We start from the raw sequence: 23707 nt of genomic DNA on the forward strand, positions 1-23707 counted from the left end.
CTCGGTGGTTTGACTGATATGAATGATGTTCATGCAACGCTGATTAAACAGCTCTGTACTCGATTAACGGAGAAAGATAATACGCCGTTATATGTAAAGTTTGCCGATACGATAAAACAGGCGGTACATAGCGGTTTGTTGCCGCCGGGGAATGTGTTACCCGGTGAACGTGATTTCAGTCAACTGACCAGTGTTTCACGCATTACGGTGCGAAAAGCCATGGAAATGCTGGAAAAACAGGGTGCGGTTATTCGTTCTCGCGGTTACGGCACCCAAATCAGCGATAAGTTTGAGTATTCTCTGAAAGAAGCCAAAGGTTTCTCACATCAGGTGGTATTACGTGGCAATAAACCGGATACCCGTTGGGTGAATAAGAGTATTGTCTCTTGTTCGGAAGAAGTGGCCAAGTTACTGGATATCGCGCCCGGTAGTGATGTGTTTATGCTAAAACGTATTCGCTATGTCGATCAGGATCCGGTATCGATTGAAGAGTCTTATGTTCCGGTCGATCTTATTGATAATGTGGATGATATTGGCCTGTCTTTGTACGACTATTTTCGCAGTCGCCATATTATTCCTCAGCATACCAAAAGTAAGGTTAGCGCCAGTATGCCGGATAAGGAATTTCAGTCATATATGAAACTGGATACCGTGATACCTGTGTTGGTGATTAAGCAAGTGGCATTCGATCGCCAGAATCGGCCGATTGAGTATAGCTATAACCTGTGCCGCAGTGATATGTACGTGTTTGTTTCAGAAGAGTAAAGTTGCTATTAAGCCCCGTTTAAATGGGGCTTAAGGTCGCATCATCATTAATGAATCAGCGGTGGATTACAGCAGCGCCTGCATTTCGCCAAGGATTTGCTCACACCAGTTTTCTATTCGTTCTTCACTCAGATCGTACTGCACCACTTCATCCAGCGCCAAACCGACAAATTGGCTCCCCTCTGAGGTAACGGCTCGTTGGCTAATAAAGGTATAACCTTCAGTTGGCCAGTAGCCGATAAATTTCACCCCCAGCGGTTGGATTTGGTCGTGGAGCATGCCCAGAGCGTCGAGAAACCATTCACTGTAGCCGTCCTGATCGCCCATGCCGTACAGCGCCACAATTTTGTCCTGTAGATCGAGCTTCTGTAGATCGTCCCAGATCTTCTCCCAATCTTCCTGTAGTTCGCCAAAATCCCAGGTAGGGATGCCAAGAATCAGTATTGGATACTGTTCCATCAGCGTAACGGGATCGTCTTTAATATTATGTAGAACCACTAACTCTTCACCGAGTACATCGCGGATTTTTTCTGCTGCCATCTCGGTATAACAGGTGCTGGAACCATAAAACAGACCAATCTTCATGGTGTATATCGCTTTATTATGGGTAGAAGTTTGCCGGAAAGTATACCAGATAGGGTATGATCGGACATAATTAACCGAAGGTGTTATGTCAGCAGGGGGAACGGTGTCGCAAGATAATTCGATTGTGATTGAACAATTTCTTGATGCGCTCTGGCTGGAGCGAAATCTGGCAGAGAATACGCTGGCGTCCTATCGGCTGGATCTCCGTGCTTTGACCGATTGGATGGTGGCTCATCATTTAACTCTGGAGCATGTTCAGGCGCTGGATTTACAATCTTTCCTGGCGGATCGAGTTGATGGTGGCTATAAGGCAACCAGTTCTGCTCGCATGCTGAGCGCGATGCGCCGCCTTTTTCAATACCTGTATCGCGAGAAGATACGGGCAGATGATCCTTCTGCGCTGCTGTCTTCTCCTAAGCTTCCTCAGCGTTTGCCGAAAGATTTAACGGAAAAACAGGTTGATACACTGCTACAAACGCCGGGAACGGAAGACCCGATTGAATTACGCGATAAAGCAATGCTTGAAGTGCTGTACGCGACCGGTTTACGAGTATCTGAGCTGGTGGGATTAACCATCAGCGACGTTAGCCTGCGGCAGGGCGTGGTTCGTGCTCTCGGTAAGGGAGACAAAGAACGCTTGGTGCCGTTGGGGGAAGAGGCCGTATATTGGCTGGAACAATATCTTGAGTATGCTCGACCGTGGTTGATCAATGGCGGCACTCTAGATATTCTATTCCCCAGCAAACGTGGGCAAAAAATGACGCGTCAGACATTCTGGTACCGCATCAAACATTATGCGGTTTTGGCCGGTATCGATAGTGAAGCCTTGTCTCCACACGTATTGCGTCATGCTTTTGCTACACATTTATTGAACCATGGTGCTGACTTGCGTGTCGTACAGATGTTATTAGGTCATAGCGATCTGTCGACCACCCAGATTTATACACATGTAGCAACCGAGCGGTTGAAACAGTTACATCAACAGCACCATCCGCGTGCTTAACTGGATGGGAATGGATTTCCCTCCAAAGGAAAAATAATGAAGAAAGGTTTATGGCTATTTACGTTAGCGCTGACCGCTCTGGCTTCTGTCTCTCAGGCGGATGATGCGGCAATTAAACAGGCGTTACAGCAAAAGGTTGGGGCGACACAGATTGATATTCTGCCTTCACCGATTGCGGGGTTGCAAACAGTGTTAACGGAAGGTGGCGTCCTGTATGTTTCCAGCGATGGTAAACATATTTTGTCAGGGCCTTTATATGATATTAGTGGTCCAATGCCGGTGAATGCCACCAATGAGCAATTAGGGCCGATCTTATCTAAGCGCTTAGAAGCGCTGAAAGATGAAATGATTATCTATAAAGCACCGCAGGAAAAATATGTGGTCACGGTATTTACCGATATCACTTGCGGTTATTGCACCAAATTACACAAAGAGATGAGCGGTTATAATGATTTAGGTATTACCGTTCGCTATTTGGCATACCCACGTCAAGGGCCAGACTCTGACGCTGAGAAGAAGATGGCCTCTATCTGGTGTGCGGAAGACCGTATGACTGCGTTTGATAACGCGATGACCGGTAAAGCGGTGAAGCCAGCTACCTGTAAGATCGATTTAAAGCGCCATTATGAACTGGGTTCGCTGTACGGTATTCAGGGCACGCCAGCCATTATTGTTGACGGGGCTACCGTAGTGCCGGGTTATAGCGCACCGAGCGATCTTAAAGCTTCGTTAGATGCCTATATCGCTCACAAGAACGTGGCTAAAGCCAAGTAAGATTCTTCTAACGGGATCCACAGCACTTTGTGGATCTCGTTCTTCTTCTGCATACCGATAGTTAATATCCGGTTTAAGTACTCTTCAATTATGAATAAAACGCAATTACGCCGCCGTCCTCAGGTTGACAGCAGCGCTTTACCATCCAGTCTTTCGCCATTATTACGCCATCTTTATGCCTCCAGAGGGGTAACGGATGCCAGCCAATTAGAGAAAGGGGCGAAAGCGTTGCTGGGTTATCAACAGTTGGATGGCATTCCACAGGGCGTTGATTTACTGGTTAACGCATTAAAAGAACATCGACAGATTGTTATCGTCGGCGATTTTGATGCCGATGGTGCAACCAGTACCGCGTTAAGCGTTCTGGCACTGCGCAGTATGGGGTTTACCCGCGTGAGCTATTTGGTGCCAAATCGTTTTGAAGATGGTTATGGCCTGAGCCCGGAAGTGGTAGAGCAGGCCGCTTCTTTGGGCGCTGAACTGATCGTTACCGTCGATAATGGTATTTCATCCCATGCTGGCGTGGACAGGGCTCACGACAAAGGTATTCAGGTGCTGGTTACCGATCATCATTTGCCGGGAGAAACTCTGCCGGCAGCGGATGCGATGATTAACCCGAACCTGAACGGCTGTGAATTCCCGTCTAAATCAATGGCGGGAGTTGGCGTTGCCTTTTATCTGATGTTGGCTCTACGGGCACGTTTACGTCAGGAAAAATGGTTTGAACAGCAGGGGATTGCTGAACCTAATTTAGCGGAACTATTGGATTTGGTCGCGCTGGGCACAGTAGCCGATGTGGTCGCACTGGATGCCAATAACCGTATTTTGGTTTACCAAGGATTAAACCGTATTCGCGCTGGGCAGTGTCGCCCAGGGATTCGCGCGTTGCTGGAAGTCTCCAAACGCGATGCGCGTCAACTGACGGCTAACGATATGGGATTCTCGCTGGGGCCTCGTCTCAATGCTGCCGGGCGGCTGGACAATATGTCTATCGGCGTTGAGCTATTGCTGTGTGATGATATGGTTGAGGCTCGAGCGATGGCCAGCGATCTGGATGCGTTAAATCATACTCGCCGTGAAATTGAAGCCGGTATGCAGGTTGAAGCGCTCACTTTGTGCGAACAGTTGGAGAAAAGCGCTGAAGCACTGCCTTACGGTTTAGCCATGTATCATCCGGAATGGCATCAAGGGGTGGTTGGCATTCTGGCATCGCGTATTAAAGAACGTTTTTATCGCCCGGTGATTGCTTTTGCGCCTGCCGGTGACGGTATTCTAAAAGGTTCTGGCCGTTCGATTGCCGGACTGCATTTGCGTGATGCCCTTGAACGTTTAGATACCATTCATCCCGGTTTAATCCTGCGTTTTGGTGGTCATGCCATGGCCGCAGGCTTGTCGATAGAAGAGTCCCGCTTTGATGAATTTCAGCGCTGTTTTGCTGAACTGATTGGTGAATGGCTGGAGCCTTCCGCGCTGGAAGGGGTGATCTGGAGTGATGGTGAGCTGGAAAATGCCATGTTAACGCTGGAGACGGCGGAACAACTGCGCGACGGCGGCCCATGGGGACAGGCATTCCCTGAGCCGGTTTTTGACGGCGAGTTTAAAATTCTACAGCAGCGGCTGGTGGGCGAACGTCATCTGAAAGTGACCGTTGAACCAGTTGGCGGTGGTGCGCTGTTGGACGGTATCGCATTTAATATCGATACCACCCAGTGGCCGGACGCCAGTATTAAACAGGTGACGATTGCTTATAAATTGGATATTAACGAGTTTCGCGGTAATCGAAGTGTGCAGTTGATGATTCAGCATTTGTGGGCGAAGTAAGGTAGGTTATTTTGTTTGTAGTGGATTGATTTGGGCGTAAATTTCGGCCGTCAAAGATTCAGCGTATGGCTCAGCATGGACGTAACGGCCGAGCAGGGGAGCATTAGGGCGGATGCTTGAAGGCTCCCCAGAAAAATAAACTTGAATTCTTAACTATGGTTTATATTGTCATTCCCGCATTTATACCGTCATCCCGGTGAAAGCTGGAACGCGTAGCCGTAGGCGAAGCAAACATTCACATAGTGAATGGCCCGAAGGGTGAGCGAAGCGAATCATCTCGCCCTTAAGCCGAGTGCGGACATTAAGCTAAAACCTGGATTCCGGTTTTCACCGGAATGACGGAGGGGGAAAGCTTGATTAGACCTATGTTGTCATTCCTGCATTTATACCGTCATCCCTGCGAAAGCGGGGACCTCGTTCTTAAGCCAAGCGTTGTCGTTAAGCTAAAACTTATGTTAACTCAATAATCCTCCTCAACACCTTCCTCAGCACCTCAACTTCCTCCTCACTAAACTCCCCCAACACCTCATTCTGCTGTTTTGCTGCGATATCCCACAGCATCTCCGCCTGTTCAACCCCCATTGGCGTCAGGCGATAGCCATTCTCGGTATTCGCTACCATTCCTTTACGCCGTAGGTTTTCCTCGGCTTCTTCGATTTCTCTGGCTGGCATGGCGACTTCGGTTAACAGGCGATCCATATCCAGTTCGGCATCGTTTTCCAGCACCATTAGCATCCGGGCTTCACTGGTGCGTAAACCACTGGAGAGCTGTTTCGGCTGATAGCGGGTTTGATAGCTGCGTAATGCCTGCGTGAGCAGATAAAAGACGTTATGTCGTAGCCGTCCCTGCATATTGCTGGACGTGGCGCAGCACTGCTCCTTTTTTTGGAGCCGTGGGTAGGGCAGCACCATGGAATAAGCACCCTGATGGTAAAGCAGTGGCGCGCGGCCACAGTCATCGAATGCCACCACTTTGCCGATCATGATCCAGTGATCGCCGCCGTCCACCTGCTGATATTGCTCGCATTGGAAACGCGCTGCACAATCATTGAGTAATGGCGCGCCACCCAATCCACATTCATGGATAACACCGGCAAACTTATCTTCCTGAGCACGGGCAAACTGGTTCGACAGGTTTATTTGGTCGGCGGCCAGTACGTTAATCGCAAAGTGGCTGGCCTGCTCAAAGGTACTGTAGCTGGCGGAGCGTTTATCGATACTCCATAACACCAGCGGTGGATCTAACGAGACGGAGTTAAAACTGTTCGCCGTTACGCCAACTTTATTACCGTCAGGCAGAGCGGCGGTAACAATGGTAATTCCGGTGGCAAAGTTGCCTAATGCGCGCCGAAAGGCGCGTGGATCCAGTGCGTCATCAATATGAGCGGTCATCTGTTGAAGTTCCTTAATTAAACCATGGTTGGATCGGGTTCAAGACCCATTAGTTCACGGCCGAGAATTTGCGCGCATACGTCATAATCGGTGTAGGCGTGGGCAGCGGTCATGTGGGCATCGCGGAACAGGCGTTGAATTTCATTATGTTCCATCCAACTGGTGGCACCGGCTGCACTAAACAAACGATCGACAGCGGCCACGCACATTTTCACTGCATAAGCCTGATTGGTACGCCAGTTGGTCAGCGTGGCGCGAGTGGGATACTGACGACGACGACCGTATTCAGCATGTTCTTGCCAGGTTTTTTCCAGAAAAGCGCGTGCAGCGGAGATTTGTTGCGTCGACTCTGCAAGGCGCATCAGCGCCGGCGTTGCTGCGCCCACATTGGCACCGGTATAAGCCCGCACTCGGTTTTTGGTTTTTTCTTTAAACGCCACCAGCATACGTTCAGCAACGCCAAGGCTAATTGCGGCGAACCCGCAGGCGAAGTATGGGCGATAAGGGGTAGAGAAAATATCGCTGTTTGGATAGAGGCCAAAACCACTGGAGCGGCCTTCCATCATATTCTGTGCCGCTTCAATACGATGATTAGGGATAAAGGCTTCCTTCAGCACCAGTGTTTTAGAACCGCTGCTGCGCATGCCTACGGCGTACCAGTCATCGCGGATTTCATAATCGCTACGGGGAACTACGCCAAAACTGTAAATCAGTTCGCCTTTATCATTGGCCCGGCGCATGCCGACAATGGCCCAGTCAGCATGATCGCAGCCGCTGCTCCAGCCCATTTCACCGCTCAGATAAACCCCACCGTCACCTTCTCGGATGGTGCTAAAAGGCGCGATACTGCTGCTGGCGGTGGCATCGGGATCTTGTCCCCAGATTTCATCCTGTAACTTTTGCGAGAACATGGCGAGCTGATGGCTATGGGTACAGAGTAGGCTGAACGCCCAAGCGGTGCCGCCGCAGGCACCGGCCAGCGCGGCGACACAGTCGGTAAATTCCGGTAGAGAGATTTCCAGTCCGCCATACTTTTTCGGCTGAAAGGCACGGTGCAGACCGATATCTTTCAGCAGCTTGATATTCTCATCGGGTACTTTTCTCTCCAGTTCAGCACGACCGGCGTTGGCTGCAATATCCGGCAGGATGGATTGTAATTTGTCGAGCATCGGGTTGGTTTTGGTCATTATCGATTGCCTCCATAGTGCATGATTACGCGGCGACTCAGTGTTTATTGCTGTACGATTGATTAACTGAGAATGTTATTTAATTGTTTAATTTTTGTTTGTTTATTGAAGCAATTAATCTGCGAACAAAGAAGACACTTTCGAGGCAATGATGGGTACTTTTCATGGGCTGACAGGATTAACTACCGGGTTTAGCCGCGGCATTGATTAGCTGAGCCTGTGCTAACCGGTAATTGGTTGGTGAACTGCCGGTCATACGACTAAAGAAGCGGGCAAAATAGGCAGGATCTTTAAAACCAAGTTGATAGGCGATGATATGGATGGAATCACTGGAAAACAGCAAACGGCGTTTGGCCTCGCTCACCAGACGTTCAAAGATTAATCGCTTAGGCGGAAGGTTAGAAAACCGACGGCATAGATCGTTGAGGCGAGATTCGGTAATGCCAATCATCTCGGCATAGTTCGGTACGGTATAGTGCTCACGATAATGCTGACTAATCAGTAAGTTAAAACGCTGAAACAGCTTGATATTGCCTTTTACGCTACAGACTGATGATTCCAATTCTTCGATATTGCGCAATAGCTGAATAAACAGGGCTTGGGATAGCAGCGTCAGCGTTTCTTGATGCAGCGTATTTTTACTCTGAAACTCACTGGCGATCATCTGCCAGTAGGTTCTGATGGTGGTTAATTCTGCCTCATGTCCGGACAGCGACTGACAAATGGCCGGTAGATTTAGCGCGCCCTGATTTCCGGGATAGCACTTTTCCAACAGCGGCCAGACTAACTCCTGACGCAGGGTCAGGACGTGGCCATCGCTATCGGATTTGGTATTAAAAGCATGGGGAATGGAGGGCGGCGTGATGATAAACAGCGGGGCGTGAACCGAATAATGCTGATCGTCGAGCTGCAACTCAATTTGTCCGCTGTCGAGAAAGTGGATCTGAAAATAGCAGTCGTGCCAGTGAACCTGCATATCCCGTCCGAAAAACTCGGCTAAACGCGCAAAAGATTCATAGTGAACATCGCGCGACTCGTAACGGGCGTCGTACACTTTGCTGATATCAATATTGGGTATAAACGACGATGAATGATGTTGTCTGTCATGCATAAATGTTTACCTGATATCTCCGATAGTCGATAAGGGGCAGAATGAATTCAGCCCTTATCGATAAAAAGATTACGGCGTTGCGCGCGGTCTGGAGTGCTGCATAGGAATAAACCAAATAATAATGGCGCCAACAATCAATAGTCCGGCGACAAAATAGAGCCCGGCGGAGAAGCTACCGGTGCTGTCTTTCAGCATACCGATCAGTAATGGACTCACGGCCGAACCAATATTGCCGGTGGCGTTGATCACGGCGATGCCGACTGCCCGGGCTTGTAAACTGATGGACTGGTCGGGGGTTGTCCAGAAGATTGCCATGGCAGTAAAGGAGCCAACGGAAGCCATAATGATGCCCAATAGCTGTATCAGCGGATGGCTGGTCAGGGAGGCGAGTATCCAGCCAAAGGCGGCAAACAGATAGGGCAGTACCGTATGTACTTTACGTTCCTGTAGGCGATCTGAGCGCTTGCTCCACCACAACATACCGGCAATGGTACAGAACTGTGGAATGGCGGTGAGAACGCCAATCATAATATTGCTACTACCCTGATTGAAGCTCTGCATAATTTGCGGCGTCCAGATATTAATCGCACTCAGGGTATTGGTCAGGCAGAAGTAGGCCAGGGTATACATCAGAACAACCGGCGATAATATCTCGCGCCACAGGCTTTTTTGCTTAATGGCATCATAGCTGCTCGGGCCTTCGGGCTGAATCAACGTCAGGCGATCTGCTTCCATCATGTCATTCAGACAGGCTTTATCTTCATCGGTTAACCATTTGGCTTTTTGCGGCGTATCATCTAAATAGAACCACACCACAACGCCTAATAGCACCGACGGGAAGCCTTCCAACAGGAATAGCCACTGCCAGCCTTTTAACGCTAATACTCCATCAAGGGACAGAATATAGCCGGAGGCCAGTGAACCGAAGGCCATGGTGACCGGCATCGCAATCATAAACAGGGCGTTGGCTCTGGCGCGAAAGAAAGCAGGAAACCAATAGGTTAAATACACCAGAATACCCGGTAGAAAACCGGCTTCCGTAATACCGACCAGCATACGCAGGATATACAAACTGGTTGGCCCAGTAGCAAACATGGTGGCGGTAGAAGCTAAGCCCCATAATACCATGATGGTGGCTATCCAGCGTCGGGCGCCGACCTTACTTAACATCACGTTACTGGGAATACCAAAAATCACATAAGTGACATAAAACAGGGTGGCGGCCAGCCCAAACATGGTGGAGGTTAATCCTAAATCTTTACCCATGGTTAGCCCGGCAAAGCCGATATTGATTCGATCCAGAAATGAGAAAATAAACAGCACGAACAGAAAGATAATTACCCGACGAAACAGCTTTTTAATCACCGCTTGTTGCTGTGGCGTGTGGGTTTTATGTTGCATGGCCGGGGAACCATCGCCTCCGGCGGTATTGGGCAGAGATTGAGTATTATTCATAGGCTTTTTTGGAAGTATCAGCCTGCCGGAGGCAAAGCGATACTCCACTCCTTATAATCAGTGTTATTGCCGTTAATAATTAAAGCGATCAATGCAGCCGTAATGATGAGCTCTGCATTAGCCTGCCTTCACATGTCTCAATAAACAGGGCGGCTAATACACCGCATTCTTATCGTTGATTTCTCGTTGGTCATAAGCTGCATCATGGGTTGAAGGGCGAAATTGTTTCGCCAATGATTCAGCGGCTTTGCTGAGCAGGGTGGTATCGACACCAACCGCCACAAATAGTGCACCTAAGGATAAATAGTGATGGGCCATGTCTGTGGCGGCCATCAAGATGCCGGGGGCTTTATTGGCTGCCACAATTTGGGCCATGGCATGTTCAATGGCCTGTCTGACTTCTGGGTGATTGGGTTGGCCGGGGAAACCCATATCGGCGGACAGATCCGCCGGACCGATAAATACCCCATCAATCCCCTCAACCTTAAGAATCTCTGGCAGGTTAACTAACCCACGGTGAGTTTCAATTTGCACCAGTACGCACATTTGCGCGTCGGCCTGAGCCAGATAATCTTCCACCCGGTTCCAGCGCGATGCTCGGGCTAAGGCACTGCCAACGCCGCGAATACCGTTAGGGGGATAGCGGGTTGAGCGCACGGCGATATCGGCTTCCTCGGCAGTTTGCACCATGGGTAACAAGACGGTTTGCGCGCCGATATCCAGAATTTGCTTTACCCGCACCGGATCGTTCCACGGTGGCCGAACCACCGCCTGTGATGGGTAAGGAGCGATAGCCTGCAACTGGCCTAAAATAGTTTGTAGCTCGTTGGGCGCATGCTCCCCATCAATTAGCAGCCAGTCAAAGCCTGCTCCGGCCAGTAGCTCGGCGCTGTAAGGGCTAGACAGACCCAGCCATAAACCGATTTGCGGCCGCTTTTCTGCCAGTGCGCGTTTAAAATGGTTAACGGGCATTTGCATGATGTTCTCCTTAGACAAACCGGCAGCTGATGGAGCCCATAGGGCCGTAGTCGACGTGGAAGGTGTCACCGGCTCTGGCGGGAACCGGGCGGGTAAAGGAGCCGCCAAGGATTACCTGACCCGCTTCTAGCTGTACGCCGTGTGGGAAGAGCTTATTGGCCAGCCATGCCACGCCGTTCGCCGGATGATTAAGCACCGCGGCCGCCACGCCGGATTCTTCAATCACGCCGTTGCGATAAAGCAGCGCACTGATCCAACGCAGATCCAGCGCATCAGGCTTAATCGGACGCCCTCCCATAATCACACCGGCATTGGCGGCATTATCAGAAATAGTGTCGAAGACTTTGCGCGGGCGCTGGCTATCCGGGTCGATGTTGTGGCAGCGAGCATCGATGATTTCCAGCGCGGGAATAATGTAATCCGTGGCGTTATACACATCGAACAGCGTGCAGTTTGGCCCGCTTAGGGGCTTGGCCAGAATAAAGGCCAGCTCGACTTCGATACGCGGCACGATAAAACGATCGGCGGGAATATCGCTGCCATCGTCGAAAAACATATCGTCCAGTAGGGCGCCGTAGTCCGGCTCGCTAATTTGCGAACTGTACTGCATGGCTTTCGAGGTCAGGCCGATTTTATGGCCTTTGAGCTTGCGGCCTTCTTCTATTTTCATCGCTACCCACGTTCTTTGGATAGCGTAAGCATCCTCCAGCGTAATGTCTGGGTTTTGCAAAGAGATCTGTCGGATCTGCTGTCGCTGCTGCTCAGCTTGATTTAATTGCTGAGCCATGTGCTTAATGGTTTCTTGAGTTAACATACTGATTTCCCGTTCAGATCCAGTCCGCCGAAACAGAGATATTTAATCTCCATATAGTCTTCAATGCCGTAGCGGGAGCCTTCACGCCCCAGCCCGGACTGTTTTATGCCGCCAAAAGGGGCGGATTCGTTTGAAATAATGCCTTCGTTAATTCCGACCATGCCGCATTCCAGCGCTTCCGCAACGCGGTGAATACGGCCGATGTCCCGTGAGTAAAAGTAGGCGGCCAGACCCGACTCGGTTTGATTAGCCAGCGCGATGGCCTGTTCTTCGGTATGGAAACGGATTAAGGGCGCTACCGGGCCAAAGGTCTCTTCATTGGCAATCAACATGTTCTCAGTCACCTCAGTCAGCACAGTGGGCTGAAAAAACAGGCCACCCCGAGGGTGTGGTTCACCCCCGGTAAGTACCTTGGCGCCATGTTGTTTGGCATTGTCGATATGAGACCGGGTTTTGGCCACGGCAGCAGCGTTGATTAAGGGGCCTTGCTGAAAGTCACCTTCCTGAGCTGGGCCAACCTGTAAAGCGGCTACCGCAGCGGCCAGCTTTTGACTAAAGGTGTCGTATACTGAGTCTTGAACCAATAATCGATTGGCGCAGACGCAGGTTTGACCGCTGTTGCGAAATTTGGCCGCCAGCGCGCCGCTTATTGCGGCATCCAGATCGGCATCATCGAAGACGATAAATGGCGCATTGCCCCCCAGCTCCAGCGACATTTTTTTCACCGTCGCGGCACACTGAGCCATCAGTAATTTGCCAACGTGGGTCGAGCCGGTGAAAGACAGCTTACGCACCGTCGGGCTTTGGGTTAAGGCTCTGCCAATGGCGACGGCATCGGTGCCGGTCACCACGTTAAATACCCCTGCGGGAATCCCCGCCTGCTGAGCCAGCGCCGCCAGCGCTAAGGCGGATAATGGCGTTTCCGGCGCAGGTTTGAGTACCACGGTACAGCCAGCCGCCAGCGCTGGTGCGACTTTGCGGGTAATCATGGCATTGGGGAAATTCCACGGTGTAATGGCGGCGACAACACCGATCGGTTGTTTAATGGTGGTGATGCGTCGACCGGGCAGGGGAGAAGGAATGGTTTCGCCGTAGGTGCGTTTACCTTCTTCCGCAAACCATTCAATAAAGCTGGAGCCATACAGGATCTCTCCGAGAGATTCCGCCATCGGTTTGCCCTGTTCCAAACTGAGTAATTCCGCCAGCGGTTCCTGATGGCTAACGATCAACTGATACCACTGCTGTAGATATTGGCTACGTTGTTTAGCCGTTAACTGACGCCAGCTGGGCAGTGCCTGCTGAGCGGCCTGTATCGCGTCCAGCGTTTCTGCTTCGCCAAGATCGCTCACGTGGGCAATGGTGGTACCGTTAGCCGGGTTATTTACCGCAAAGGTGGTGTTATTGTGGGCATCGATCCACTGGCCGTTAATAAACGCCTGGCGATAGATGAGATTCGACAGCATTATTTGGCCCCCTGATTGAAAAGGGCGTGAACGTTGTTCTGCTTAAAGTTAAGTTCGGCATCCAGTTCCACCATTTCAAATGAGAGAGCCAGATAACGCTGCGCCATTAGCGGTGCAAAGTGCTGTTGAATCAGGGAAAATAGCGACTCTGCCACTTGCTTTCGACTCTCCTGACTGCGCCCATGACCGATTTTTAATGTCATATGGATAAAGGCATAGTCGTGAGCGCCATCGGCCATTTGCCAGGTATCTAACCAGATAGCACGACTGCGGATCCCCGCCAGCGGGAAAATCCCAGTTGAGGCTAAATGTTGGTTAACCTTGGCGAACAGTGCAGGCAACTGGGCTTGATCACGGATGTTGTCTGTACATTCAGCATAAAAATGTGGCATATCGCCTCCGGTTGTTGCGGTGTGGTCACAGTGAAGAGCTGCGGCACACCGGGCTAAATTAAGCTGCGGCCTGTTGATTGATGTTATCCGGCAGCGGGAACACCGCGTTGACCTGACCGGTGCCCGAACTGGCAAATAAATCGGTGATAAACTCCACCTTCCCGTCGTATTTATCCCAGCCCAGCAGACCCAATAACATTACGGTGTCGTGCATATTGCCTTCACCAAAGCAGTACTGAGCGTATTCCGGCAGCATGGCGCAAAACTCTTTAAAGCGACCTTCTTTCCACAGTTTCACCACTCGCTCATCCATCTGGCGGTCAAACTCGCGGGTATAGCTGTGCATACCGTCTTCGGCTCGGCGGTCATCAATGAAGCGGTGTGATAGCGAGCCGCTGGCTAATACTGCAACGGTGCCATCATAGTTTTTGATGGCCTGACGAATGGCTTCACCCATGCGGCGGCTATCTTCAAAATCATGCACGGTACAAAAGGCGGAAATGGACACCACTTTGAAGTGTTTGTCATCGTTCATATAGCGCATAGGGACCAGCGTGCCGTATTCCAGATTCAGGCTTGGGATATCGTGAGCCTGAGCGCGAACGCCGAGCTTGCGGGCTTCCTCGGCAATCATCTGGCCTAATTCCGGATTACCGTCGTAATCGAAGCTGATATCGCGAATAAAATGTGGCAGTTCATTACTGGTATAAACACCGCTGAAGTTCTTGGTGCAGTTGATGTGATAGGCGCTATTGACCAGCCAGTGGGTATCAAACACGATGATGGTGTCTACCCCTAACTCCCGACAGCGTTTGCCGATCTCTTTATGTCCGTCAATGGCAGCCTGACGGCAGCCGTGATGCTTCCCCGGTAATTCTGATAAGTACATCGAGGGAACGTGCGTTATTTTGGCTGCTAATGCTAATTTACCCATATCTTCCTCACTTGATTCCCGTGTGCCGGGAATCATAAAAATGGCTGGTGATAGGGAGCCCGCAGGCTCCGTTACGAGCAACGTGCCGAGATAACAACTAAACTCCCCAGCGGGGAATGGGGTGATCGCCGAATGAAATACAGACATTCTTCATTTCAGCAAACACTTCAAAACTGTATTCACCCCCTTCACGGCCAGTACCGGAGGCCTTAACGCCGCCAAACGGCTGGCGCAGGTCACGCACGTTTTGGGTGTTAACGAATACCATGCCGGCTTCAATGCTGCGGGACAGGCGTAGGATCTTGCTGATGTCCTGAGTCCAAATGTAAGAAGCCAAACCGTATTCCACATCGTTAGCCATTCGCAGACCGTCCTCTTCACTGTCAAACGGAATCAGGCAGGCGACCGGGCCAAAGATTTCTTCCTGCGCTACGCGCATCCGGTTATCCACGTCGGCCAGTACGGTTGGACGTAAGAAATGACCGCCGCGTAAATGGGCGGGTAAATCGGTAGGTTTATCCGGGCCGCCCGCCAGCAGGGTGGCGCCTTCTTCCATACCAATGCGGATATAACCGGAGACTTTGTCCCAGTGTTGTTGGCTGATTAAAGAACCCAACTGGGTGGTGGGATCCTGAGGATCGCCCACTTTCAGGCGGTTGGCGCGTTCGGCGAAACGTTTAATGAATTCCGGATAGATACTGCGCTGAATAAAGATGCGTGAACCCGCGGTACAGCGCTCGCCGTTGATGGAGAAGATGGTAAACAGTGCGGCATCCAGCGCGCGCTCGATATCGGCATCTTCAAAGATCAGCACCGGCGATTTTCCTCCCAGTTCCATGGAGTACTTTTTCAGTCCGGCGCTTTCCATAATCTTACGGCCGGTGGTGGTGCCGCCAGTAAAGGAAATCGAGCGCACATCGTGATGACGAACTAAAGCGTCACCGGCGGTGGCACCATAGCCTTGCACCACGTTAAGTACGCCTGCCGGGATACCGGCTTCCAGCGCCAGTTCCCCCAGATAGTTGGCGGTTAACGGCGAGAGTTCCGACATTTTCAATACCGCGGTATTGCCCAAAGCCAAACACGGGGCAACCTTCCAGGTAGCGGTCATAAACGGCACGTTCCACGGCGAAACCAGCGCACATACCCCCACCGGCTGAACCAGAGTGTAGTTCAGCATTTTGTCGTCAACCGGATAGGTTTTGCCGTTCATTTGCTGACACACTTCGGCAAAAAACTCAAAGTTATGGGAAGCGCGTGGAATCAGTACGTTTTGGGTTTGATGAATGGGCAGGCCGGTATCGGCGGTTTCCATTTTGGCAATTTCTGGTACGTGCTGCGCAATCAAGTCACCTAAACGGCGCATCAGACGTGCCCGCTCTTTCATCGGTAGCCCCGCCCATTTCGGGAAAGCCTGTTTGGCCGCTTCCACCGCCTGATTCACTTCTGCTTCGCCGCCGGAAGCCACCTCCGCCAGTACTTCACCGGTTGCTGGATTGACGGTTTGGAAGGTTTCTTTACTGGCGACGTTTTTGCCATTGATCCAGTGATTAACTATTTGCATAACAGCGCTTCCTCATATTCAGTTTCACTTACAATCCGATTAACCAGTCGTCCAACGCCCTGAACTTCCACGATCACTTCATCACCGGGGCGTACATCGGAAAGGCCTTTCGGCGTGCCGGTCGCAATCATGTCGCCGGGTTGTAGGGTCATAAATTTGCTGAGATAGGCAATCAGGAATGGGATATCGAAAATTAGATCCTGAGTGGATCCTTTTTGCCGTAGTTCACCGTTGACATGGGTGGTTAAGGTCAGATTATGTGGGTCGGCAATATCGGCCTTGTCGACAATCCATGGGCCAATTGGCGTTAAGATATCCCGGCTTTTTACCCGCAGATTGGGGCGATAGTAGTTTTCCAGATAATCCCGGATGGCATAGTCGTTACACACGGTGTAGCCGCCAACGTAGTCCATGGCGGTTTCACGGCTAACGTTGCGTGCCGTTTTACCGATAACGACCACCAGTTCAGACTCATAGTGCATATAGTCAACGTTATCCGGGCGTACGCTAACCTGACGATGACCGGTTAAGCTATTGGAGGCTTTGATAAAGATCAGCGGCTCTTCCGGCGCTTTAAAATCCAGCTCGGCGGCGTGGTCAGCGTAGTTTAGACCAAGGGCAAACAGGGTGCCGTCCGCTGGCGGTAGCCACTCAAAGCTATTGGCCGCCAGTTGAGTACCGTTGCTGAGAATCGCCCGCTCTTGTTCATCAATCACTGCTTGATGCTGTTGACCTTGATATTGGATGCGCGCGTGTCTCATGCGGTAGCTCCTTGTTGCATAACGATATTGGTTAAATCCGCTAATCCCTGAGCGCGTACGGTGACTCGATCGCCGGGATTGATTTTGGCGCGTTGGTGTGGGGTACCAATCAGAATTTTGTCACCGGGTTGTAGGGTCGCGAAGTCGCTCAGTGCGCAAACCAACTCATGGGGAGAACGGATAAGATCGGCGGTACTCCAGCGATCGACTTCGCGACCATTAATTTCGGTAATGATGACTAAGTCTTGGGGATGAATATCAACCACGTTTTCACTTATCGGGCAGAAACCATCGCAGCATTTGGCTTTGATAGCCGGGCGATAAAAGCTGGTTTCCGGCAGGCTCACATCGTTTGCCAAGGTATAACCGGCAATGTAGTCAGCGGCTTGTTCAAGCTGTACCTTGCGGGCGGTTTTACCAATAACGATAGCTAGCGTAGCGCCACTAAGCACTTCTGATTCGCCGGATGGATAGGGAATCGGGGCCAGTGAGCCAATAACGGTATTGTGCGGTTTAATAAACCAGACCGGCGTTTTGGGCAGCGTCTGGTAAGGAGGCTGTTGAAACGCACTGTTCCAGGCCGTCATTTGGCTTTTATGGTTCAGGGCAACGGCAAATACATTGTTCTTCATGAACGAATTCCTCTGTGGTCAGTCGTATGCATAATTTCTATTGAGGCTTAAATTTATAGATTGTTAATATATTAATGATATCTATTTATCTTGATGTTGTTTGGCGATCAAATAAACGTTTCATTCTTGTGATCTGTATAACAATCTATTTACATTAATAAAATATTATAGTTATTTATCAGTGTATTAATTAATTTTTGGTTTTAACGATTCAGCATTTTGCTTTAAGTATGATGATTTCATTGAATTCATATTGACTCGAATTGTTAAATTATTAATATGAAAATGAATTTTGTTTTTACCATCAAGGGGAAGGGAGTGTTATGGCAATCATAGGGTGAAAAGTGGCGTTTACATGTCATACTAATGGCGTGATGTTTGTCGCCTTAATCAAGAGTGAAAAGAATTTATGCATGAATCTCTGACCATTGCCTTATTACAAGCCCGGGAATCAGCGATGGGTTTTTTCCGACCCATTCTCAACGAATATAACCTGACTGAGCAGCAATGGCGGATTATTCGCGTGTTGGCGGAGATGCATTCTTGCGACTTTCATCTGTTGGCGCGCCAGACCTGTATTCTTCGGCCAAGCCTAACCGGGATCCTGTCGCGAATGGAACGCGATGGATTGATTCTTCGTCTTAAGCCATTGAACGATCAGCGTAAGCTATATGTTTCTCTGACGGATAAAGGGCACACGGTTTACCAACAGGCTAAAGAGCATATTGAACGGGGATATCGTCAGATCGAACAGCGTTTTTCCGCCGATAAACTGGATGAACTTATGGTGTTGTTGGAGCGGTTTATTGAGGTGGTGGATAATAATGGTGGGGCGGAAGTAGAGAGGGAAGAGAGTTGAACCCGTTAGGTTGGTTTGTACTCATCACCCCGTCCTGTTTTAAATGACAGCTACAACTTGATCTAACAGTTAATTCTAAGTGCAAAGTCAGTTGGCAAGGGCCATCTGAAACTTTTGGTAAAACTTGGCTTGACCCGAAAAACAGTATCACCATGAACTCACGGCTGCCGGGCAGTATTACTGATAGTGAAAAATTTGTCGGAAATAGATTTTAACAGTATGTAAGTACTAGCTCGCAGAAAGGCGGTTCTCTTCAACACCTTCTCTTTGGTTGGCATGGCGACTTCAAATTGGGTGGTTGGCTATATTGTTGAATAACTATTTTAGCACGAACCTTAAAAATGCTTATTGCCAAATTTCTTTAGGTGGCTTGTTATCCGTAATTTTTAATAGCCAACTGAGAGCTTGTTTAGTTGAGGAATGATCGCCAAATAGCGAAAAAAAGTAATAAAGAAATACGATGAAATATGGTGTTGGTAATATCACTATTATAGTAAAAAAGTAAATATAGGAGTTAAGGTCGCTGATTGTCATAATAAAAATTGGGTATCCAAATAAAAGCGCAGGAATCATTATAGAATAACAATGTAGTAATATTTTTTTTACTTTTTGGTTGCTCATCCAAGTCGGATTACATAATAAATATGTTGCCCGATCTGTTCTATTTACAATGGCTTTTACTTTATTATTATCAATAAGTAATTTTAACCGATCGTTTTCGGCAATAAAGGTAGGATGCGTAGTATAGTGGACTATCGGGATGGTGGTTTTGGTCAAAGAATACGCATATTCTCGTAATGTTATTAATATTCCACTTATATTAAAATTAATTATAAGATTTTGGTGTTTTGAGGTGAGCCTCATTTCAATATCTTGAGCTGTTCCATCAATAATATGAAGTGTTATATCTGAAAAATATTGTCGTTTACGTTTTTCATTACGGGTATCCCGCATAAATGAGAGATCGCCTTTTTTTGCCCTGGAGAAGTGTATTCGTTGTATTCGTGCTTTAACGGAAAAAAAATTAATACACTTAATAAAAATATTTAAGCTACAAATCAAAGTAATAGGTAAAGTAAAAAGTGCAATAATAGTGATTATTGAAGGGTGATCAATGATATGAAAAAATACAGACAAAAAATAAAGAATAAGTGTCATTTTTTGAAATATAGTAAATTTTAACCGTTGTACAACCTCACATGAGCCTTTTTCTTCTGATAATAACCAGTGTAGCCAATAAGTGCCGTCATCTAACGAGTGAGCACCAATGTGGATTATATCCCCTTTCTCTAGCTTATCTAATACGTTTAGATCGAGAAATTGATCCTCCAAAAAATAGAACGTATCTAAGCTGGTAATAATACGATAACAACAGGGATAATCCTGATTACTATTCTTATCGCATCGGGTAAATTTTGCCGTAATGAAGTTTATGTTACTCAATTTAGTGACCAATCCATGGTTTTTTTAATTTTAAAATAATAACACAATATTAAGGGGAGGTAATTACTTAATTCGATGATTATTAACGTTATAACTTGAAGCGTTCTATTATGGTGTTAGTGAATATTTATATGTTAAGTAACGTTTTCATTCATATCCCCAAAAAGTTGGATTATCGTGTCCAACTTTTTGGGGTTCAGTTCATTTTAGAGGGATGGTGAGGGAGCCGCTCTGGTTTACCGCGAAAGAACATTTTCGCTATTGCTCATTACTTCTGCCCATGTACCTGCCGATTAAGCTGCCACCATAGCAGATCGGTAAAGGCGCCCCAGCGGTTAAACTGTTTTTCCTGTTCTGGCGTCATCGTCTGTGGATCGCCGAGCAACAGACCTTTATCCGCTGCCCATGGGCGAAACTCCCCTTTGCCGGTCAGAATATATGCCCCTTGAGGGGTAATCACCGCTTCGGGGTTATAGCCCTGACACCAGATATCATCCAGCTTCTCCGCCAGCAAATTACAGCCGGTGCGATAATATGGCGTATCGGACAGGCTAAGCTGATAGAGCGTTGGCCAGATATCTTTATGGCTTCCTACGCGAGCAGCATCAAAATGGCTGTGGTCACGATAAGCCTGAGGAACATACAGGTAAAACGGCACCGCATGACCCAGTACCAGCTCATGTGTATCCTGATAACCAATACCGCGCACGTTATGGTCGCCGGTTGCTGCAATAATCGTATGGCCACCCAGCGGCTGCGATTTAACCCAACTGATAAACTGCCCCAATTGATCGTTCGCATAACGCAGGGTATGCATCACCTCTTGCAGCTCATCTCCGCTGGCTAAATTGCTCAGCCGTTTCTTTTCCGCATCGGTTAGTTGGATATTGGTTTTCTGATAGCCGTCCGGTGTTTTATAAGGTGGATGATGAGTGGTAGACATCGACATGATCAGAATATGTTCCCCTTTTTTGTCTGCCTCAGCCAGACGCTCTTCCATATAGCGGAACATATATTCATCAGGTATACCCCAGGTACTCATGTGAGCCTGTGGATAGCGCTTTTTCAGGCCGTTTTGCTCCATAAACTCACTGACGCCTAAACGGGGTAGAAACTGGTTTAGATTGCGCCATGAACCGTTTCCGGAGGTGACAAAAATAATTTTATAACCGTTAGCCAGATAAGGCTTAAACATATTACTGTCAAAGTCGAGAGCCTGAGCACTGGACTGACTAATGCCGCTCATGGGACTGCGTACAAAGAAGCGGTTCAGGGTATCAATGGTGCCGTCACCTTCCGAGATAAAGCGTTCAAAGCGCCAGTCGGTTAGCCAGTGTTGTCGCAGCGCGCCGAACAGATCGCGATCGGGGCGATCGTAACTTTCCAGGTGATAGCCCATACTTTCCATCACGGCCAGTACCACATTCGGTGGATTACTTTTAGCCAGTGGATTAACGTCGGTTCGGGCGCTAAACGGCGTCAGGCTTGCCGCCGTGGGTTTATCCAAAAAGCGGCTGAGCAGCGCTTCACCCTGTTCATCGGTGGCATCCGCAAAGGTATTGTCCTCGCTGTGGGCTTTAAATGCCCAGTTAAACGCGATTAGCCCGTTAGGGGTTAGCATATTCAGCATTTTAACTTCAGAGACTTGCCCGTCCGACTGACGAAGTGGGAAAGTACCGATTGAACCACGCATACCCACAAAGCAGACCGCCAGAATAACCAGCGTTGAGATTGCTGAGATTGGCAGGTTAATCTTACGCTCAGGTTTAGCGCCTAGCCGGCGCTGCCAGCGACGATAAAACCAGAAGGTAATAACGGCAAACAGCGCCAGGCTGAGTAATCCACGGATAACCGGATAGTCATGCCACATGGTGGCCAGAACGGCGGCGGTATCATCTTCAACCAGTCCAAAGACAAAGATATCGATGGCGCGCTCATAGGTGGCGTAATAGAAAATATTACCGACGGTTACCGTGGTGACGATAGTGCTTAATATTGCCGCTAACCATGGCCAGAAGCGCTGCCAACATTGGAAACTGCGTGAGCTTATAGCCAGCAAACCGGCAATCAGCAGGCAAGGGACAAACAAGAGACTGGCGATGCGAATATCAAACAGCCCGCCAATCCAGAACATGCGTTTAATATCCATGCCGAAGCCGTTTAACGCTTCAGGCGTACCATAGGTCAGTAATAGATACAATCTACCTGTGGATTGGGTAATTACGGCTAACAGCCAGGGCAATAACAGGGCAATCAGAGCTTGTCGAAATCGGTAAAACCACATAGTACCTTCTTTACAGATCAAAACGGATATGGGTAGGACAGCGCAATAAGATACTGAGTGTACGAAATTTGTGAAAGTTATTTGAATAAAGATTATATGTGTAATCGTTTCAGGGCGTCATTCATTCAGTCATTCTGGTTTGAATCATAGGTAAAGCAGAAGTCTGATGTAGGCGTTCGTTGTCTGGAAAATCCTATTCGCTAAGCTTTGGAATAACTGGGGCAGGGAATTTAATTTGTGCGGTTGGCACGAAAGGACGTTATTCGCTAGCGAATAACGATAAAAAGCCGCCGAACCCGCTATATTCTACAGCGCAGATCCGCTAGAATTACCGGTTTACAATTATAATTCTGTCAACTTATACCACATAACGGTAAGTACAAATCATGTTTGAAATTAATCCGGTAAGAAACCAGATCCAGGACCTGTCTGAACGGACAGCGGTTCTGAGGGGGTATCTTTGACTATGATGCCAAGAAAGAACGTCTGGAAGAAGTAAACGCCGAGCTTGAACAGCCCGATGTTTGGAACGAACCTGAGCGTGCTCAGGCTTTAGGCAAAGAACGTTCTTCACTTGAAGCGATTGTAGAAACCATCGATCAGATCGAGCAAGGCGTTGAAGATGTCAACGGCCTGTTAGAACTGGCCGTTGAAGAAAATGATGAAGACACCTTCAATGAAACCGTTGAAGAAGTGAATCAACTGGAAGATAAATTAGCTCAGTTAGAGTTCCGCCGTATGTTCTCTGGCGAATATGACAGCGCTGATTGCTATATTGATATTCAGGCCGGTTCTGGCGGTACGGAAGCACAGGATTGGGCGAGTATGCTGGTGCGTATGTACCTGCGTTGGGCGGAAGCCAAAGGTTTTAAAACCGAGATGATTGAAGAATCTGACGGTGACGTTGCCGGTACTAAATCGGCCACCATTAAAGTGATGGGTGATTACGCTTACGGTTGGCTACGTACTGAAACCGGCGTGCATCGTTTAGTGCGTAAGAGTCCATTTGACTCCGGTGGCCGTCGCCATACTTCTTTCAGCTCGGCTTTCATTTATCCAGAAGTGGATGATGATATCGATATTGAAATCAATCCGGCTGATTTACGTATTGACGTTTACCGCGCTTCTGGTGCCGGTGGTCAGCACGTTAACAAAACGGAATCTGCGGTGCGTATTACCCATATGCCGACCAATATTGTGGTGCAGTGCCAGAACGACCGTTCTCAGCATAAAAACAAAGATCAGGCGATGCGTCAGCTTAAAGCTAAGTTGTATGAGTTTGAGCTACAAAAGAAAAATGCTGATAAACAGGTGATGGAAGAGAACAAATCGGATATCGGATGGGGTAGCCAGATTCGTTCTTATGTGCTGGATGATTCACGGATTAAAGACTTACGTACCGGTGTTGAAACCCGGAATACTCAGGCCGTATTAGATGGCGACCTGGATAGATTTATTGAAGCAAGCTTAAAAGCTGGGCTATAAAAAGG

21 protein-coding genes are annotated in these 23707 nt (G+C 48.8%); 6 read left to right on the top strand and 15 right to left on the bottom strand.

Features of this window, described 5'->3' with window-relative positions; translation table 11 throughout:
• Positions 1 to 18 precede the first annotated feature (18 nt).
• The gene (locus tag BMZ28_RS06890; protein WP_074821813.1) at positions 19 to 765 is read left to right on the top strand and encodes a GntR family transcriptional regulator; all 747 of its coding nucleotides are present in this window, start codon (positions 19 to 21) and stop codon (positions 763 to 765) included.
• Positions 766 to 831: 66 nt separating this feature from the next.
• Here BMZ28_RS06890 and fldB read toward each other — a convergent pair whose 3' ends face one another.
• Positions 832 to 1350 carry a flavodoxin FldB gene (gene fldB, locus BMZ28_RS06895; protein ID WP_074821816.1) on the bottom strand — a complete coding sequence of 173 codons (519 nt, stop codon included), beginning with the start codon at positions 1348 to 1350 and terminating at the stop codon, positions 832 to 834.
• 103 nt (positions 1351 to 1453) lie between these two features.
• Between fldB and xerD the strand changes: the two genes are divergently transcribed.
• The 3 genes from xerD to recJ all read left to right on the top strand — a co-directional run bounded on the left by xerD (position 1454) and on the right by recJ (position 4948).
• Entirely contained in the window at positions 1454 to 2353 is a 900-nt protein-coding gene (xerD, locus tag BMZ28_RS06900; RefSeq protein ID WP_047782754.1) for a site-specific tyrosine recombinase XerD, read from the top strand.
• 36 nt (positions 2354 to 2389) lie between these two features.
• Positions 2390 to 3127 (top strand): bifunctional protein-disulfide isomerase/oxidoreductase DsbC, encoded by a 738-nt coding sequence (gene dsbC / locus BMZ28_RS06905; RefSeq protein ID WP_047781864.1) that lies wholly within the window; start codon positions 2390 to 2392, stop codon positions 3125 to 3127.
• 90 nt (positions 3128 to 3217) lie between these two features.
• Positions 3218 to 4948 carry a single-stranded-DNA-specific exonuclease RecJ gene (gene recJ, locus BMZ28_RS06910; protein WP_074821818.1) on the top strand — a complete coding sequence of 577 codons (1731 nt, stop codon included), beginning with the start codon at positions 3218 to 3220 and terminating at the stop codon, positions 4946 to 4948.
• Positions 4949 to 5398: 450 nt separating this feature from the next.
• Here recJ and BMZ28_RS06915 read toward each other — a convergent pair whose 3' ends face one another.
• The 12 genes from BMZ28_RS06915 to BMZ28_RS06970 all read right to left on the bottom strand — a co-directional run bounded on the left by BMZ28_RS06915 (position 5399) and on the right by BMZ28_RS06970 (position 17631).
• Positions 5399 to 6340 carry a p-hydroxyphenylacetate 3-hydroxylase reductase component gene (locus BMZ28_RS06915; protein ID WP_074821820.1) on the bottom strand — a complete coding sequence of 314 codons (942 nt, stop codon included), beginning with the start codon at positions 6338 to 6340 and terminating at the stop codon, positions 5399 to 5401.
• A gap of 17 nt (positions 6341 to 6357) precedes the next feature.
• The gene (locus tag BMZ28_RS06920) at positions 6358 to 7527 is read right to left on the bottom strand and encodes a p-hydroxyphenylacetate 3-hydroxylase oxygenase component (protein WP_074821823.1); all 1170 of its coding nucleotides are present in this window, start codon (positions 7525 to 7527) and stop codon (positions 6358 to 6360) included.
• Positions 7528 to 7705: 178 nt separating this feature from the next.
• On the bottom strand, positions 7706 to 8638 hold the full coding sequence (hpaA, locus tag BMZ28_RS06925; RefSeq protein WP_074821826.1) for a 4-hydroxyphenylacetate catabolism regulatory protein HpaA: 933 nt from the start codon (positions 8636 to 8638) through the stop codon (positions 7706 to 7708).
• 69 nt (positions 8639 to 8707) lie between these two features.
• Positions 8708 to 10093, bottom strand: a complete 1386-nt coding sequence (gene hpaX / locus BMZ28_RS06930; protein WP_047781859.1) for a 4-hydroxyphenylacetate permease — start codon at positions 10091 to 10093, stop codon at positions 8708 to 8710.
• A 153-nt stretch (positions 10094 to 10246) separates the two neighbouring features.
• Positions 10247 to 11065, bottom strand: coding sequence for a 4-hydroxy-2-oxoheptanedioate aldolase (gene hpaI / locus BMZ28_RS06935; protein ID WP_047782753.1), 819 nt, complete (start codon positions 11063 to 11065; stop codon positions 10247 to 10249).
• A 16-nt stretch (positions 11066 to 11081) separates the two neighbouring features.
• Positions 11082 to 11885, bottom strand: a complete 804-nt coding sequence (hpaH, locus tag BMZ28_RS06940) for a 2-oxo-hept-4-ene-1,7-dioate hydratase (RefSeq protein WP_047781858.1) — start codon at positions 11883 to 11885, stop codon at positions 11082 to 11084.
• On the bottom strand, positions 11879 to 13348 hold the full coding sequence (locus tag BMZ28_RS06945; protein WP_074821829.1) for an NAD-dependent succinate-semialdehyde dehydrogenase: 1470 nt from the start codon (positions 13346 to 13348) through the stop codon (positions 11879 to 11881). Before BMZ28_RS06945 ends, hpaH begins: the two co-directional genes overlap by 7 nt.
• Positions 13348 to 13740, bottom strand: coding sequence for a 5-carboxymethyl-2-hydroxymuconate Delta-isomerase (locus BMZ28_RS06950; protein WP_074821831.1), 393 nt, complete (start codon positions 13738 to 13740; stop codon positions 13348 to 13350). Before BMZ28_RS06950 ends, BMZ28_RS06945 begins: the two co-directional genes overlap by 1 nt.
• Before the next feature lie 58 nt (positions 13741 to 13798).
• On the bottom strand, positions 13799 to 14674 hold the full coding sequence (gene hpaD / locus BMZ28_RS06955; protein ID WP_047782752.1) for a 3,4-dihydroxyphenylacetate 2,3-dioxygenase: 876 nt from the start codon (positions 14672 to 14674) through the stop codon (positions 13799 to 13801).
• Between the two features lie 97 nt (positions 14675 to 14771).
• Positions 14772 to 16238: a 5-carboxymethyl-2-hydroxymuconate semialdehyde dehydrogenase gene (hpaE, locus tag BMZ28_RS06960; protein ID WP_047781855.1), complete on the bottom strand. Its 1467-nt coding sequence runs from the start codon at positions 16236 to 16238 to the stop codon at positions 14772 to 14774.
• On the bottom strand, positions 16229 to 16999 hold the full coding sequence (locus BMZ28_RS06965) for a fumarylacetoacetate hydrolase family protein (RefSeq protein WP_074821835.1): 771 nt from the start codon (positions 16997 to 16999) through the stop codon (positions 16229 to 16231). The genes hpaE and BMZ28_RS06965 overlap by 10 nt, the downstream gene beginning before the upstream one ends.
• A complete protein-coding gene (locus BMZ28_RS06970) occupies positions 16996 to 17631 on the bottom strand; it encodes a fumarylacetoacetate hydrolase family protein (protein ID WP_074821838.1) in 636 nt (211 codons plus the stop codon). The genes BMZ28_RS06965 and BMZ28_RS06970 overlap by 4 nt, the downstream gene beginning before the upstream one ends.
• 409 nt (positions 17632 to 18040) lie before the next feature.
• On the opposite strand from BMZ28_RS06970, the gene hpaR reads away from it, so the two are divergent.
• Positions 18041 to 18490, top strand: coding sequence for a homoprotocatechuate degradation operon regulator HpaR (gene hpaR / locus BMZ28_RS06975; protein WP_047781852.1), 450 nt, complete (start codon positions 18041 to 18043; stop codon positions 18488 to 18490).
• A gap of 345 nt (positions 18491 to 18835) precedes the next feature.
• Here the strand turns inward: hpaR and BMZ28_RS06980 are convergent, their stop codons facing one another.
• On the bottom strand, positions 18836 to 19933 hold the full coding sequence (locus BMZ28_RS06980) for a hypothetical protein (protein WP_074821841.1): 1098 nt from the start codon (positions 19931 to 19933) through the stop codon (positions 18836 to 18838).
• Positions 19934 to 20201: 268 nt separating this feature from the next.
• Positions 20202 to 22217 carry an LTA synthase family protein gene (locus BMZ28_RS06985; RefSeq protein WP_074821843.1) on the bottom strand — a complete coding sequence of 672 codons (2016 nt, stop codon included), beginning with the start codon at positions 22215 to 22217 and terminating at the stop codon, positions 20202 to 20204.
• A gap of 386 nt (positions 22218 to 22603) precedes the next feature.
• Here BMZ28_RS06985 and prfB point away from each other — a divergent pair.
• Positions 22604 to 23702 (top strand): peptide chain release factor 2 gene (prfB, locus tag BMZ28_RS06990; RefSeq protein ID WP_114987013.1). Its coding sequence is split into 2 segments (ribosomal slippage): positions 22604 to 22678 and positions 22680 to 23702, totalling 1098 coding nucleotides; the frame shifts between segments, so codons are not numbered across the junction.
• Positions 23703 to 23707: the final 5 nt, after the last annotated feature.

This window comes from Pragia fontium DSM 5563 = ATCC 49100 (assembly GCF_900112475.1).
In the GTDB taxonomy this organism is placed as follows: domain Bacteria; phylum Pseudomonadota; class Gammaproteobacteria; order Enterobacterales; family Enterobacteriaceae; genus Pragia; species Pragia fontium.